At 67.4% G+C, this 14812-nt stretch carries 15 protein-coding genes; 2 read left to right on the top strand and 13 right to left on the bottom strand.

All coding sequences use genetic code 11. The features are described 5' to 3' along the window. Positions 1 to 406: 406 nt before the first annotated feature. The 13 genes from VJ307_06860 to murI all read right to left on the bottom strand — a co-directional run bounded on the left by VJ307_06860 (position 407) and on the right by murI (position 13113). On the bottom strand, positions 407 to 1177 hold the full coding sequence (locus VJ307_06860; protein HJX73862.1) for a TlyA family RNA methyltransferase: 771 nt from the start codon (positions 1175 to 1177) through the stop codon (positions 407 to 409). Positions 1178 to 1179: 2 nt separating this feature from the next. Beyond that, positions 1180 to 3117: a 1-deoxy-D-xylulose-5-phosphate synthase gene (dxs, locus tag VJ307_06855; GenBank protein HJX73861.1), complete on the bottom strand. Its 1938-nt coding sequence runs from the start codon at positions 3115 to 3117 to the stop codon at positions 1180 to 1182. Between the two features lies 1 nt (position 3118). Next, entirely contained in the window at positions 3119 to 4048 is a 930-nt protein-coding gene (locus VJ307_06850) for a farnesyl diphosphate synthase (GenBank protein ID HJX73860.1), read from the bottom strand. A gap of 1 nt (position 4049) precedes the next feature. Continuing rightward, entirely contained in the window at positions 4050 to 4304 is a 255-nt protein-coding gene (gene xseB / locus VJ307_06845) for an exodeoxyribonuclease VII small subunit (protein ID HJX73859.1), read from the bottom strand. A gap of 47 nt (positions 4305 to 4351) precedes the next feature. Beyond that, positions 4352 to 5242 carry a M23 family metallopeptidase gene (locus VJ307_06840; GenBank protein HJX73858.1) on the bottom strand — a complete coding sequence of 297 codons (891 nt, stop codon included), beginning with the start codon at positions 5240 to 5242 and terminating at the stop codon, positions 4352 to 4354. After that, complete coding sequence (xseA, locus tag VJ307_06835; protein ID HJX73857.1) at positions 5239 to 6552, bottom strand: exodeoxyribonuclease VII large subunit; 1314 nt, start codon at positions 6550 to 6552, stop codon at positions 5239 to 5241. The genes VJ307_06840 and xseA overlap by 4 nt, the downstream gene beginning before the upstream one ends. A 71-nt stretch (positions 6553 to 6623) precedes the next feature. Then, positions 6624 to 7568, bottom strand: coding sequence for a divergent polysaccharide deacetylase family protein (locus tag VJ307_06830; GenBank protein HJX73856.1), 945 nt, complete (start codon positions 7566 to 7568; stop codon positions 6624 to 6626). A 22-nt stretch (positions 7569 to 7590) separates the two neighbouring features. After that, complete coding sequence (locus VJ307_06825; protein ID HJX73855.1) at positions 7591 to 8991, bottom strand: S41 family peptidase; 1401 nt, start codon at positions 8989 to 8991, stop codon at positions 7591 to 7593. A gap of 47 nt (positions 8992 to 9038) precedes the next feature. Then, a complete protein-coding gene (locus tag VJ307_06820; protein ID HJX73854.1) occupies positions 9039 to 10235 on the bottom strand; it encodes a peptidoglycan DD-metalloendopeptidase family protein in 1197 nt (398 codons plus the stop codon). Then, entirely contained in the window at positions 10232 to 11119 is an 888-nt protein-coding gene (locus VJ307_06815) for a permease-like cell division protein FtsX (GenBank protein ID HJX73853.1), read from the bottom strand. Before VJ307_06815 ends, VJ307_06820 begins: the two co-directional genes overlap by 4 nt. After that, entirely contained in the window at positions 11116 to 11922 is an 807-nt protein-coding gene (locus tag VJ307_06810; GenBank protein HJX73852.1) for an ATP-binding cassette domain-containing protein, read from the bottom strand. The genes VJ307_06815 and VJ307_06810 overlap by 4 nt, the downstream gene beginning before the upstream one ends. Then, positions 11915 to 12214, bottom strand: coding sequence for a hypothetical protein (locus VJ307_06805; GenBank protein HJX73851.1), 300 nt, complete (start codon positions 12212 to 12214; stop codon positions 11915 to 11917). Before VJ307_06805 ends, VJ307_06810 begins: the two co-directional genes overlap by 8 nt. A gap of 104 nt (positions 12215 to 12318) precedes the next feature. Further along, a complete protein-coding gene (gene murI / locus VJ307_06800) occupies positions 12319 to 13113 on the bottom strand; it encodes a glutamate racemase (protein ID HJX73850.1) in 795 nt (264 codons plus the stop codon). 83 nt (positions 13114 to 13196) lie between these two features. Here murI and VJ307_06795 point away from each other — a divergent pair, with 83 nt between their 5' ends. Both VJ307_06795 and VJ307_06790 read left to right on the top strand, forming a co-directional pair. Next, entirely contained in the window at positions 13197 to 13481 is a 285-nt protein-coding gene (locus VJ307_06795) for a hypothetical protein (protein ID HJX73849.1), read from the top strand. A 1-nt stretch (position 13482) separates the two neighbouring features. Then, complete coding sequence (locus VJ307_06790) at positions 13483 to 14457, top strand: 2-hydroxyacyl-CoA dehydratase (GenBank protein ID HJX73848.1); 975 nt, start codon at positions 13483 to 13485, stop codon at positions 14455 to 14457. Positions 14458 to 14812: the final 355 nt, after the last annotated feature.

Genomic DNA, 14812 nt, shown 5'->3' with positions numbered 1-14812 from the left:
CGCGGAGAGATCCCAAAGCGTGTCCCCCTTGACGACGGCGTGAACGAGCCCTTCCCGGTATTGATCCGCGTTCGCGGCGGCCGGGCCCGCCTGCGCGGAGATCGCGGCCGGAAGGAAGAGGGTCGCGCAAAGAACCGCCAGAACCGAACACCTCACGCCCCATCGTTTCATGTTTCACCTCGTTCGCGCCCCGGCGAGGGGACACAAAATTATATCTCAATTATGCTAAATAGTACTCCTGAGAACAAAAATTACATTCCATTTTCCTGTACGTCAAGCCTATTCTTCCCCGGGTGTCCCGGCGAAAGGGGGGAGGGACGCCTCGCGCAGGACCTGTTTTTCGCGCCCGGCCCCGTTTCGCGGAATCGCCGCGAAAGGGGCGCCTTGGGAGAAAGCGGCGCGACGCCTACGGCCATCGCATCCGGAGAAACACCTCCCTGTTTCCCTTGGGACCCTTCACGCGGCTTTCGGCCTCCCCGCCGACGACATACCCGGCCTCCCGGGCTGCTTCCGCGACGGCGCGCACGGCGTTCCGTCTCGTCTCCTCGTCACGGACCACCCCGCCCTTCCCGACCGAGCCCTTTCCCGCCTCGAACTGGGGCTTGACCAGGGCGAGGACCAGGGCGCCGGGCAGCAGGAACGCGCACAGCGGAGGGAGGATGTGCCGAAGCGAGATAAAGGAGACATCCACCGTGGCAAGGGAAACCTTCTGCGGAAGGAGATCGGCCGGGGGGTGCCGGAAATTCACCCCCTCGAAAACGACGACCCTCGGGTCGCGCCGGAGGGAGTCGTCCAGGAGGGATTTGCCCACGTCGACCGCGTAGACCATCGCCGCGCCGCGCCGGAGGAGGCAATCGGTGAAGCCTCCGGTGGACGCCCCGATGTCCAGCGCCACGGCCCCCGAAACGGACAAGGAAAAATCGTCAAGCGCCCCTGCGAGCTTCTCGCCGCCCCGCGACACGAACGGCCGGGGGGCGGGGGCGAGGAGAATCTCCTGGCCGGGTTCCGCGGGGGTTCCGCATTTCGTGACGACCTTCCCCCCGACGAGCACGCGTCCGGCGAGGATGAAGCCCTGCGCTTTCGCACGGGTCTCCGCAAGCCCCCGGTTCACCAGTTCCGCATCCAGGCGGTTCCGCGCGCCCCGTTTCCCGGCGGGCCGGTCCTTCCCGGAGCCCAAGATCAGACGATCTTCGCGAGCCGGGACCGGATGCCGTTGAAGATCGACGGAAGCAGATGCCGCCCCTGGGAACAGAGGCGCACCGCCTCCGCGACCACCGCGTCGTCGGAAAGACCGCACGCCGCGCGCAGCTCGGCCTGCGATCCATGCTCCACGAAGGTGTCCCGCACCCCGATCCGGCGGAACCCCTGGAGGTGCACGTCGTGCTCCTCGAGCATTTCGAGAACGGCGCTGCCGAACCCCCCCGCGAGCATGTTCTCCTCGACCGTCAGCACCCGTCCGATGCGCTGAGCGAGGGGAACGATGAGATCGGCGTCCATCGGCTTGACGAAACAGGCGTCCACCACGGCGGCCGAGATCCCCCACTTCCGGAGTTCCCCGGCGGCGGACAGGGACGTCGCCACCGTCGAACCGATGGCGAGGAGGAGGATCTCCTTCCCGTCGGCGAGCAGCTCCGCTTTTCCCCAAGGGACGGGTTCGGGGTCCGCGGGAATGGCAACCCCCGCGGCGGCTCCCCGGGGGTACCGGATGGCGGCGGGCCGGCCGGCGGAGACGGCGGTCCGGAGCATCCGGACCAGCTCCGCCTCGTTCCTTGGCGCCATCAGCGACATGTTCGGGATGTGGCGCAGGTACGTGAGGTCGAAAAGCCCCTGGTGCGTCGCCCCGTCCGCGCCGACGATCCCGCCCCGGTCGACGGCGAAGACGACGGGAAGGTTCTGCAGGCACACGTCGTGGACGATCTGGTCGTAGGCGCGCTGGAGGAATGTCGAGTAGACCGCGACCACGGGGATCTTCCCCTCCCGGGCGAGCCCCGCGGCGAAGGTGACCGCGTGCGCCTCGGCGATGCCGACGTCGAAGAACCGGTTCGGGAAGGCCTCGCGGAACTTGACGAGACCCGTCCCGCCGCACATGGCCGCGGTGATCGCCACCACGTTCGGATTCTCCCTGCCGATCCCCAGAATGGCGTCCCCGAAAACATCCGTGTACGTGGGGAGCGTTTCCTTCCCCGCGCCGTTCCCCGTCACGGGGTCGAACGCGCCCACGCCGTGGAACCGTTCGGGGTTGGCTTCCGCCGGCGGGTATCCTTTCCCCTTCTCGGTCACCACGTGAACGAGGATGGGCCCCTCGAGGTTCTCCAGGTTCAGGAATGTCCCCACGAGGTCGTCGAGGTTGTGTCCGGAGATCGGGCCGACATACGTGAATCCGAGCTCCTCGAAGAGCAGCCCCGGGACGATAAACCCCTTGGTGAGCTCCTCGGCCCTTTTCCCGATCCGGGCGAGCATCTTCCCGTGGGGCATCGACTTGAGGAACATCTCGACGCGCTTCCGGAAGGAGGTGTAGAACCTGCCCGTCATCATCCGGTTGAGGTACCCCGAGAGGGCTCCCACGTTCTGGGAGATGGACCACTCGTTGTCGTTCAGGATCACGATGAGGTCCCGCTTCTGGTGTCCGGCCTGGTTGAGCCCCTCGAGCGCGAGCCCGGAGGTGAGCGACCCGTCGCCGATCATCGCGATGACCTTGTGGCTCTCGCTTTTCAGGTCCCTCGCCACGGCAAGGCCCAGCGCGGAGGAGATCGACGTGCCGGAGTGCCCCGTCCCGAAGGCGTCGCACGGACTCTCCGCGATCCGCGGGAAGCCGGAGATCCCCCCGTAGGTGCGAAGGGTGGGGAAGACATCCCTCCTCCCCGTGAGGATCTTGTGCGCGTACGCCTGGTGGCCGACGTCCCAGACGATCCGGTCGCGCGGGCACGAGAAGACGTAGTGGAGAGCCAGGGTCAGCTCGACGACGCCCAGGCTCGACGCGAGGTGCCCTCCGCTGGCCGCGACGCTGTGGACGATCATCTCGCGGATTTCCGCGGCGACCTCCGGGAGTCTCTCCTTCGGGACCTTCTTCAGGTCCTCCGGGGAATGAATCGTCGAAAGCAGTCCCTGCGGGGTCAACTCATGATCTCCTTGTGGCCACCATCCGGACGATCTCCCGGAGGATCTCCGCCTCTCCGCCGAACGGCGAGAGGGCCAGAAGCGATTCCCGGCGGAGGGATTCCGCCCTCGCGGCGGCCTCCGCCATCCCCAGGGCGGCGGGGTAGGTGAGTTTCCCCCGCTGCCGGTCCTTGGCGACCGCTTTCCCCAACTCCTCGAAGCTTCCCGTCTCGTCCAGGATGTCGTCCGTGATCTGGAACAGAAGTCCCAGCGCTCTCCCGTAGCGGGAAAGAGCCTCCACCTGCTCGCCGGTCCCGCCGCCCAGGATCCCCCCCATCGCGGCCGCGGCGGAAAGGAGGGCCGCCGTCTTTTTCAGGTCGATCGCCTCGATGGTCGCCGCCTTCCCTCCCCCCGGCACGGGCTGCCCTTCCCCGGCGTCGGGGCGAAGGTCCATCATCTGGCCCCCCGCCATCCCGGAGGCGCCTGCCGCGCGCGCCAGCAGCGCCGAAGCCCGGACCGCCTTCGCCGGGTCCTTGCCCGCCAGAGGGGATTCCCCCATGACCCGGAACGCCTCGGTCAGAAGGGCGTCGCCCGCCAGGATCGCCGCCGCCTCGCCGAACGCCTTGTGGCAGGCGGGGCGCCCCCTCCGGAAATCGTCGTCGTCCATCGCCGGCAGGTCATCGTGGATCAGCGAATAGGTGTGCACATATTCCACCGCGCACGCGAACGGGAGCAGGTCCATCTCTTCCCCCCCCACGGCGGTCCCCGACGAGAGGAGCACCGCCGGCCGGATCCGCTTTCCTCCCGAGGTCAGGGCGTACTCCATGGCCTCCCGCAGGAGAACCGGGATGGGGCACACGTCCGGGGAGAGGAAACCGAGCAGGCTCTCCTCGACAAGGGATGTCAACCGCACGAACCGGACCGCGCCGACGGGATCCCCGGTAGCCTGCACGTCACTCCTCATCCCCGAGAATGCTTGCCTCGTCTTCCGTCCCGGTGACGACCCCGCCCGGTTTCCGCAACAGCGTCTCGATCTTCTTGTCGGCGTCGTCGAGCCGCTTCTGGCAGAGGACGGACAACCTCATCCCCTCCTCGAAGAGCCGGATCGACTCCTCGAGGTTCGTCTCGCCCGATTCGAGCTTCGCGACGACATTTTCCAGGCTCTTCAGGGCCTCTTCAAAGGTGTGCTCTTTCCCCTTCGCCGGCATGCTCCCCCCCAGTAACGATTCATTATATTGGCTGCGCCGGGAAACGGTCAACGCGATGGAAGGGAAAAAAGGAGCGACGGGTCGATCCGCCCCCCCGCGGCCCGGACGCCGAAGTGGAGGTGGGGCCCCGTTGCCCGCCCGCTCGCACCGACCGCGCCGATCCTCTCCCCGCGGGCGACCTTCCGTCCCTCGGAGACGGCGATATCCTGCAGATGGTAATAGATGCTGAAGAGGCCTCCCCCGTGGTCCAGCACCACCGAGTTCCCGCCGAAGAACTGCTCCCCCGCAAACGTCACGGCCCCGTCCGCGATCGCCACGACGGGCGTCCCCGCCGGGAGATCCACGTCCACTCCGGCATGGGGGCTGCGGGGCTCGCCGTTGATGAGCCTGCGGACGCCGAACCCCTTTGGCCGGTACTCCGCCACCGGCGGGAGAAACGGGAAACTCCAGGCGGGAGGGGAGAAGACGCGGGAGAACCGCTCCTCCAACGCCCTCGCCTCCCGGCTGATCCGTTCGAGGGTCGCGGCGTCGAACTGCGTCATCGATTTGGGCAGGGTGAGTTCCTGCACCGGAAAGGTCCCTTTGCGGACCTCGATCCGCGACTCGACCCGGAAGGTTTCGCCTTCCTGCGACCCCCGGACGGAAAGAACGGCGGTCCCCGGCGGCTCCAGAAGATCAACCCCGACCAGTCCCAGGAAGCGCCCCGCCCCTTCCTCCCGCATCGGGATCTCCCGTCCCTTCCAGACCATGACGACGTTGTCCGCCCCGGGCGGGGGCGTCGCCTCCACGACCAGCAAATCTCCCTGGGCCGGCTGCCCGGCGGAAAGCCGGACCGGGAACGCGCCCGCCGCCGCGGCTACCGGCACGTCCCCGCCCCCCGGGGCGGGAAGGGGAAAAAGGAGAACGAGAAAAAGAAGGGCGAGGGTCGTCGTCCTCATCCTTTCTTCCCCTCCACCACCGCGCCGAACGCCCCGTCGGCCACCCGGACGTCGACCGCGTCTCCCGGGGCTACTTCGGAGGAAGACCGTACCGCGCGACCCGTGCCCCGGTGCGTCGCGATGGCGTATCCCCTGCTCAGGACCGACGTCGGGTCGAGGGCCGCGAGTTTTCCCGCAAGGACCTCGATCGCGCGCCGATACCCCGCGCGCCTGGCGTCCGATTGGCGTGCCGCCCGCTCCGCGAGGAGCGCGAGATCCCCCCGTCTCCGGGAGACCCAGGCGGCGGGGGAATGGAGGCGCACGGATCCGGCGAGGGCCGCCACCGTCTCTCTCCATCCCCGCATCGCGCCGCGCAACACCTCCCCGAGCGCGTCGGTCCGTTCCACGACCGCGTACCGCCGCGCCTGGAGGAGGGGGCGCGGGTCGGACAGGGCTCCCACCGCGATCCGCCACTCGCGGCGAAGCGTCTCTCTCCGGTACTGCTCCGTCTTCCGGAGGCGCATCGACAGGTTCGCGACGCGATCCCGGAGTTCCGCCCTGTCGGGTACGGCCATCTGCGCGGCGGCCGTGGGCGTCGCCGCCCGGTGATCCGCGGCCAGATCCGCGAGGGTGAAGTCGGTTTCATGCCCGACGGCGCTGATCGTCGGAACGGGAGAGGCCGCGATCGCCCTTACGACCGCCTCCTCGTTGAACGCCCAGAGGTCCTCCACCGAGCCCCCCCCCCGGCCCACGATGATCAGGTCGACCCCGCCGTGCGCGGCAAGGACCTCGATCGCCTGCGCGATGTCCACGGCGGCGCTCTCCCCCTGCACCAGCGCCGGGGCGAGCGTGATCCCGATCGGGGGCCACCTGCGCCGGGCAATGCGGATCATGTCCCGCAGGGCCGCCCCCTCCCGCGAGGTCACGATCCCGATGCGGGCCGGAAACCGGGGAAGGGGCCTCTTTCTCTCGGGGGCGAACAGTCCCTCGGCGGCGAGCCTCGCCTTCCTCTTCTCGAGCTCGAGGAGCAGGCTTCCCAGTCCGCGCATCTCGACGGACTGGGCGTACAGCTGATACTCCCCCTTCTTCTCGTAGACGCCCACGGATCCCGTGACGACCGCGACCTGGCCGTCCCGGATCTCTCCGTAGACGAACCGCTCCCTGCCCCGGAAGAGGACGACTCGGATCTGGGCCCCCTCGTCCTTGAGAGAAAAGTACCGGTGCCCGGAAGGGGACAGCTTGTGGTTCGACACCTCCCCTTCCACGCGGACGAACCGGAACGTCCCTTCGAGGCAGCCCTTGATGCCCGCGGTCAGCTCGGAAACGCTCACGACTCTCCGCGAGGAATCTTCCGCGCCGGAGGAGGGGACGGGAGGAAAGAGGGGGCCCGAAGGTCCCTTGCTCACAGCGACCGCACCGGCGAAAGCAGCTCGGTGAGCGTCACGGCCCGCACTCCTTCGGCCTCCAGGTCCGGGACGAGGTCGAGCATCGTCCGAAGAGAATCCTCCCTCCCTTGGCAGAGGAGGACGGCCGTCCCCTTTTCCTTGGCGATCGCTATCGTCTTCTTCCACTGCACGCGCATCTCCTCCGGCGCCATGTCCGCGTCGAGAAAGACGTCGCGCCGCGCCACCGGGATCCCCGCCTGGAGGGCGGCCCTGACCGCAACCGACCGCGAGGTGGTCATGCTGTCCAGGAGGAACAGCCCCTTGCCCTTGAGGAGGGAGACAAACGTCGTCATCGATTCCAGGTCGGCGGTGAAGGCGGAGCCCATGTGGTTGCTGGCGCCCGTTGCCCAGGGGTTCTCCTCGATCATCCTGCCGAGCAGAGTCTCCATTTCCTCCCCCCTCATCCCCCTGCGAAGCCGAAACCCCTCCGTCCGGTCGGAAACGCTCCCTTCGGGCTCCATCGGCACGTTAATCAGCACCCCGAAGCCGCGCTCGTGTGCGGATTGCGCAAGCCGGCGTGAGGAGGGACCGAAGGGGATGACCGACAGCGTGATTTTTTCGGGGAATTTCAGCCACTCGGCGTCTCTTGTGGGGTCGTACCCGCAATCGTCCACCACGATCGCGAGGCGCGGCGGCGTTCCCTCCCCCCGAATCGCGCCGCCCGGCGGTAACGGCTGCCGGGACGCCGGGACGTTTTGTGCGCCTCCGCCGGGCGCGGCGGGAACGGCGGAGGGATCTTCCCGCGCCGGGGAGAATGCCCCGGTCCTGTTTTCCCCCCCGGGCATGAGAATCGCCGCGCCGATGGTGAAAAGCCCCGCGAGAAACGCCCCGAGCATCAGCGGCCCCCATCGCCACCGCTTCCCGGCGTTCCTCTCTCCCCTTTCGGACGTTCGGCGCTTCATCCTTCCCTGGAACCGGACCGCGTCAGGACGCCTTCGCCTTGTCGATGAAGCGGGTCTTGAAGATCTCCCACCCTTTCAGCAGCTCCACGGCCCGCTCAAGCTGGCCGTCCTTCTCCTCGCCCTTCTTTTTCTCCAGGGCCGGGGCGGCGGAATCCTTGCCGGGCTTCTCCTCCCCCGGCAGCTCCTTCTTCATCCTGATCTCTTTGGCGGGAGGGGGTTCCCCCTCGGGAGTCTCCTGGGTCCCTTCCTCCCCATCGCCTCGCAGGTGTCGCTCGATGTCCTTCTCCCGGATCGGACCGGGATGCGCCCCCGCGACGGGATCCCGTCCGTCGCGCACGACGATATCCGGCTCGATCCCCTTCGCCTGGATGGACCGCCCGTTGGGGGTGAAGTACCGGGCCGTGGTGAGCCGGAGGGCCGATCCGTCCTCCAGCGGGATGATCGTCTGGACGGACCCTTTGCCGAACGTCGGCGTTCCCAGCAGGACCGCGCGCCCGTGGTCCTGGAGCGCGCCCGCGACGATCTCCGACGCGGAGGCCGAACCGGCGTTCACCAGGACGACGATCGGGAATCCGCTGTACGTTTTTTCCCGGTGGGCCGAGTATTTGTATTTCTGGGCCTCGATGCGCCCGTCGGTGTAGACGATGAGCCCCGACTCGATGAACTTGTCCGCCACCTTCACCGCCTGGTCCAGCAACCCTCCCGGGTTGTTGCGCAGATCGAGCACCAGGCCTCGCATCCCGTTCTTCTCCTTCTTCTGCGCCTCGAGCGCCTTTTCCAGCTCGTCGTCGGTGTCCTGCTGGAACTGGAGGAGCCTGATGTAGCCGATCCCGTCCCCCATGTCTTTCGTCTTCACGCTCTTGATCTTGATGATGTCGCGCGTGATGGTGAATGCCCTGGGTTCCGTGAACCCCTCCCGGGCGATCCAGATCGTCACCTTCGTCCCGGGCTCTCCCCGGAGACGCTTGACCGCGTCCATCACGGTCATCTCCTTGGTGGATTCGTTCTCGATCTTCACGATCTTGTCGCCCGCCTTCAACCCCTCGCGGAACGCCGGCGTGTCCTCGATCGGGGAGATGACGGTGAGGATGCTGTCCTTGATGCCGATCTCGATCCCCAGGCCCCCGAACATCCCCTTCGTCTCGACCTCCATCTGCTTCATCATGTCCGGGGTCAGGTAGGAACTGTGGGGGTCGAGGTTCTGAAGCATCCCCTTGATGGCCCCCTCCACGAGTTTGTCCATGTCCGGCTCCTCGACGTAGCTGGTCTGGACGGCGGAGAGGACGTCCCCGAAGATTTTCAGCTTTTCGTATACGACGTTCGCCTGGGCCATGTAGCGGTGCGAGGTGATGTCTCCGGAGATGAACCCCAGGAGAAACACGAAGATGACGGCCGCGGGGCCCCACCATTTCCTCCCCTTCATGAACCTCCTCCTTGACCTCGTGGAATGTATGGCATGGTGTCCACGCCTTATCGGGAAAGGGGGATCACCGCCGTGGGATCGATGGCGGTCCCTGCGGCCCTGAGTTCCAAGTATAGCACCGATTTCCCGCCGGGGCTCTCGGGAAGGCGGCCGATGTTCTGCCCCGGCGCGACGACCTGGTCCTGGGCGACGCTGAACGATTCCGCCTTTCCGTACACGGAGAAGAGGCCGGTGCCGTGCTGGATGATGAGCACCTTGCCGAATCCGGAAACCGTGCCGGAAAAGACGACATTCCCTTTCCCGATAGCGCGGATCGGCGATCCGGAAGGGGCTTCGATCTCCACGCCGTGGTTCTCCACGTCGACGTCGAAGACAGGGTCCCGGACCGTTCCGAAGGGGCCCACGACCTTCCCCCGGACGGGCGCGACCAGCCCCCCCGGGACGGCCGAGAAGCGCGCGGGGCCTTCCCCTTTCCCTTTCCGGGGACGCCGTCGCTCCGCCTCCCGCACCTGACGCTCGATCCGCGTGACGAGCGCCTCCATCCTCGCCACGCGAGCGCGGAGGGCCTTGAGCTCCTTCTCCTTCTTTTCCTTCTGGGCCTGGATCCCCGCGAGCCGCCCCGCCTCCTTCTTCCGCTCCGACTGGAGCGACTCCCCCACCCTCTTTTCCCGGGAGATCCTCTTCTCCGACAACTCGACCTTGCGCTCGATTCCGGAGAGCGCGTTCTCTTTCTCCTCCTTTTCGGTCGTGAGGCGGCCGGCCCTCTGCGCCTCCGAGGCGATCACCCGCCTCGCGAAGTACCGAAGCCGCTCTCCGCGCGCCTCCGCGGGGACCAGTCCCGCGTGGTCCCTCTCCCCGCGAAAGGCAAGGACCGCCGCCCGATCCAGCCGCTGCTGCGTGCTCGCCCGCTCCTCCTCGATGGCGCGGACCTCCGATTCGGCCTTCTCCATTTCCCGGGCAAGCTCGGAAAGCTTCCGGTCGATCCGCGCGATGAGGATCCGCTGGCGGGCAAGCCGCTTCCGGATGTCGTCCACCTTGTGGCGCGCCGACTGCTCGCGCTCCAGGGTTTCGTCGAGCTCGGCCGCCGCCTTCTCCGCCTTTTTGCGCAACTCGGTAAGACGCGCCTTCTCTTTGCCGAGCCGGGTCTGCGTACTTCCCGCGGAGGCGAAGCCCGGGACGAACAGAAGGGCGGCGATCAACGCCGCGCAGAGAGCGGATTTCGCCGGCGCGCGGAAAACCGTCATCTTCCCTTGGGAAAAGCCGCGCGCCACCCGGCAAGAGAGGCCAGCGCCTGGAGAATCGCGGCGGACAGAAGGAACAGGGCCGCGGGAAGGGCAACCCGCGCGTCCTGCAACTCCTGCGCGGGGCCCACCGCGACGCGCACGAAAGAGAAGCGGCCGGACAGGAAGAACATAGCGGCGCAGGACGCGCCGGCGGCAAGAAAGGCGAGCAGCCCCCCGGCGACGAACGCGCCGGCGGCCCGCCTCGCGGCGATCCTTCCTCCCGGAACCCCCCTGTCCGCGAGGAAGGAGACTTCGGGGGCAAGCCTGGCCGCCCGGGCCTTCTCCTGCATCCCGAGAACGATCGCGAACACGACGCACGCCAGGGCGAAGCCGCCCCAGAGAACGGCGTTGGCCCACCGCTTCATCCGCAGGAGGCTCGCCATGACGTCCCCGCCCGAAAGGATCTTCTCGACCTGGGGAAGGGGCTCGATCGCATCCCGGACTCCCCCGATCCCCTCTTCGGACATCCCCCCGGGCCGAAGGCGTATCTCCACATACCCCGGAAGGGGGTTCTTCCCGGCGCTCCGAACCGATTCGAGCCCCGGGTAGGCCGCAAGGAACTCCTTCCATGCCTGTTCCGGGTTCCGGTAATTCGCCTCCCGGACCTGGGGCAACGCGGCGACCTTCCCCCCGATACCTTCCCCCTCCTCGTCGGGGACGCCTCCGCGCAGGATGACGGTCATCGTGTACTGCGCGGAGAGAAACCGGTTGCCCCCCCCCGACAGAAGCATCGCCAGGAAATACGAGGCCACGAAAAAACAGAGCAGGAACCGGCCGACGGTCTCCCGCCGCATCGGTTTCCCGTGCAGGCTCCAGTCGATCCACCACAGCGAGGGACCGCTCATTCCTCCCCCTTCGTCGCTTCCCGGGCCGGCCCGTCCTGCCCCGGCGTCCCGTCCCCCCCGGCCTCTCCACCGGGCCGGTCTCCCGGGACGCCCGACGGGGCGGGGGCCGCAGGCGCGCCTTGCCGCTGCGGCGGAAAAGCGGCCATCCGGGACCAGGTAAAGGGCCCCGCGGACAGGGAGAGGATTTCCTTCGCCCCCTGCCACCGGTCGGGCAGGCGGCGCTCCATCAGGAGAATCGTTTTCTCCTCCTTGGCCAGCGCCCGGAACAAGCCCCAGAGCCTTTCCTCCCACTCCCTTCCCGCGTTGGCAAGAAGCATATCGAGAAAGAGATACTTCGGGCTCCGGAAAAGTTCCACCGCGAGCGCGGCCCTGGCCCGCTCCGATGCCGAGAGGGACGAAACCTCCGCTCCCTCCACCCCGGGAAGCCCCACGATCGCGAGCAGTTCCTCCATCCGCCTCGTTCTCTCCGCGGCAACCACACCCCCCGCGGCGAGCGCGGAGAGGCGAAAGAGGTCCCCCACGGTCCTTCCCGGCGGGACGGGGAGATATTCCGGCACCATACCCGAAAAGGCGCGAAAGCGCAGGTTATGTCCCGGGCTTCCCCGGTACAGGGACTCCCCCCCCGCGACGACATCCCCGGAGTCGGGCCGCCTCTCCCCGCGCAGAATCCGCATCAGGAGCGTCTTCCCGCAGGCAGGGGGGCCGGTTACGACCCAGATCTCGCCGTCCCCCGCGGCAAGGTCAAGCCCCTCCCAGAGGGTCCGCCCCCGCGAGACGGCGCCGACGCGGAACGCCTCAATCATCGCCCGCCGGGTTTCCCACCTGCGGCTCGAAGGTTCCGGAGAACAATTTGCGGATCTCCCCGAGGTGCTGCACCTTCATCCGTTCGCGGAGGAGGTTTTCCCAGTCCGGCAGGGAGAGCAGATCATGGTACGTCTGCCGGGCGGTGGACAGGATCACCCCGCCGAGATAGACGTGGGTCATGATCGCCGCGTTGCCCCGGCCGCTGTCTTCGGTCTGGATGTGATAGGTCTTTCCCTTGTATCGGAAGTTTTGATTGAACCCCGAAAGCACGCGGAACTTCGACGTCCCCATGTTCGGTTACACCTCGTTCCTTTTCCCGGTGCCGGCCCCGGGCGGGCCGGACCGGAACACCCCTCCACACGTTTCGGCGGAAGCCGGGGGGAAGTTGCGCCCGGTCACAGGGAAACCTTCTCCACGGGATCTATCTTTTCTCCGAAGAACGACTCTCCCACGCTCCGGAAGCGCTCCGGATCGTCGGTGACCAGGAAAACAACCCCGGGCCGCTTCCCGTCCCCCTTCATTTCTCCCTCCGAAAGGAGGATATCCACGACACGCGCCGACTCCTCCCCGGAGTCGATCAGCACCGTGTTCCCGCCCAGGAATTCCCGGATCGAGTTCTTGAGCACGGGGTAATGGGTGCACCCGAGGATGAGGGAGTCCGGAGGATCCGACCGGTATGGCGCGAGGTATTCGGCGATCACGGAACGCGTCACCGCCGTTTCGACCCACCCTTCCTCCGCCAGGGCGACAAGGAGGGGACACGGCACGCTGACGACGCGGGCGGCGGGAACGGCGGCGCGAATCGCCTGCTCGTACGCTCCCGAACGAATCGTGCCGGCGGTCCCGATTACTCCGATCCTCTCCCTGTGCGGCAAAGAGGCGGCGCGGCGCACGCAAGGGTCCACCATCCCCACCACGGGAATCTTGTAGATCTTCCGGAGAACGGGCAGGGCGAGGGACGAAGCCGTGTTGCACGCCACCACGAGCATCTTGATGTCGTGATGCGTGATGAGGTAGTTGGCGATCTCGATGGAATACCGGGTGACGGTCTCCCCCGATTTGGTCCCGTACGGGACCCGGGCCGTATCCCCGAGGTAGAGAAACCGCTCGCCGGGAAGGGCCCTCGCCAGTTCGCGGAGGACGGTCAATCCTCCCACTCCCGAATCGAACACCCCGACCGGCCGATCCACACCCCCCCCTAATTCTTTGATTTTCCTACCTTAAGACGCTATCGTATCCTTGTCAACCAAACGACCGGAAAAGGAGGGAAGCCTTGCGCGGAATCGTCGATTTCCTGATCGATACGCATATCCTGCAGATCGCGTCCGATCCCCGGGTCATGTTCGCCGCCGGCGCGCTTTTCCTGATCTCCCTCTTCATGCGGTGGCGGTTCCTGGCTCTTTCCCTCTTCGGCGTGGCAGCTCTGGTGGCCGTCGTCCGATACTCGAGGCTCGGCGAGGGGAGGACCTCCCTGGATATGAACATGGGGGTGTTCGTGATCGGCTCGGTCCTGGTCGTGGCCGTTCTGATCTACTTCCTCTTCATCCGAGGGGACTGACATCACGCGCGTCGGCTTCACCACCACGATCCCGGTCGAGGTCCTGTACGCCGCGGGGCACACCCCCGTCGACCTCAACAACCTCTTCATCGCCTCGCCCGACCCCTCCCGGTATGTCCGGCTCGCCGAAGCCGACGGCTTCCCGCGGAACAGCTGCGGCTGGGTCAAGGGGATCTACGGGGTCGTCCGCACGCACGGCGTAACCGACGTGATCGCCGTCTCCCGGGGAGACTGCAGCTTCACCCAGGCGCTCATGGAGGTGCTCCAGTACCGGGGGGTGAACGTCACCCCCTTCGCTTTCCCGTACGACCGGGACCCCCGGGCCCTTTCCCTCGAAATCCGGAAGATGGCCCGCCGGTTCGGCACGACGATGGCCCGCGCGGAGACCGAGAAGAAAAAGCTCGACGCCGTCCGCCAGGCGGCCCTCGAGATCGACCGGCTGACCTGGCGGGAGGGGAAGGTGACGGGAGAGGAGAACCACCTGTGGCTCGTTTCCTGCTCGGACTTCGAAGGGGACCCGGAAGGGTACGAGCGCAGGGCCCTCGCCTTCCTCGCCGAAGCGCGGCGCCGGCCGGCCCGGCGCGACCTGGTCCCGATCGCCTTCGTCGGCGTCCCGCCGATCACCTCGGGGCTGCACGCCTTCTTCGAGGAGGCGGGGGGGCGGGCGGTTTTGAACGAGGTGCAGCGGCAGTTCGCGATGCCGCAGGCCACGCGGTCGCTCACCGAGCAGTACCGGGAATACACCTACCCCTACTCCTTCTTCGAGCGTCTCAAGGACATTCGCGGGGAAGTCGCCCGACGGCAAGCGCGCGGGGTGGTCCACTACGTCCAGTCGTTCTGCTTCCGGCAGATCGAGGACATCCTGCTCCGCGAGGAGGTCGACCTGCCGGTCCTCACGCTGGAGGGCGACGAACCGGGACCCCTCGACGGCCGGACGAAGATCCGGATCCAGGCGTTCCTCGAGATGCTGCGCTGAGGCACATCGCAGGGTGCCCGGGATCGGCTCCGCCGCCTCGGAGGGGGGACTTCGTTCGTGGCTCGCCGTGCGGTGAACCCGCACGGCTGCGCTCCGACGCGAGGGCGCCCTTGATCGGCTCCGCGGCCTCGGAGGGGGCTCCGTTCGTGGCTCGCCGTGCGATGGATCCGCACGGCTGCGCTTAACCTCACTCCGCCCTCCTCCTTCGGCCTGCTCCGCCCACGGCGCGCCCCGTTGCGAGGGTGCCGGCAACCGGGGACCCGGGGCGATGCGGGGGGTTCCGCGGAGCGTTGGGCGGGGACACTCCTCTCCCGCATCCCGGGGATGAATCAGGAATGTCCCCGGTGAATTGCGT

This window comes from Candidatus Deferrimicrobiaceae bacterium (assembly GCA_035256765.1).
Taxonomy (GTDB): domain Bacteria; phylum Desulfobacterota; class Deferrimicrobia; order Deferrimicrobiales; family Deferrimicrobiaceae; genus CSP1-8.
Note: the sequence above shows the minus strand (reverse complement) of the source record. Positions and strands in the feature narration are given on the sequence as shown.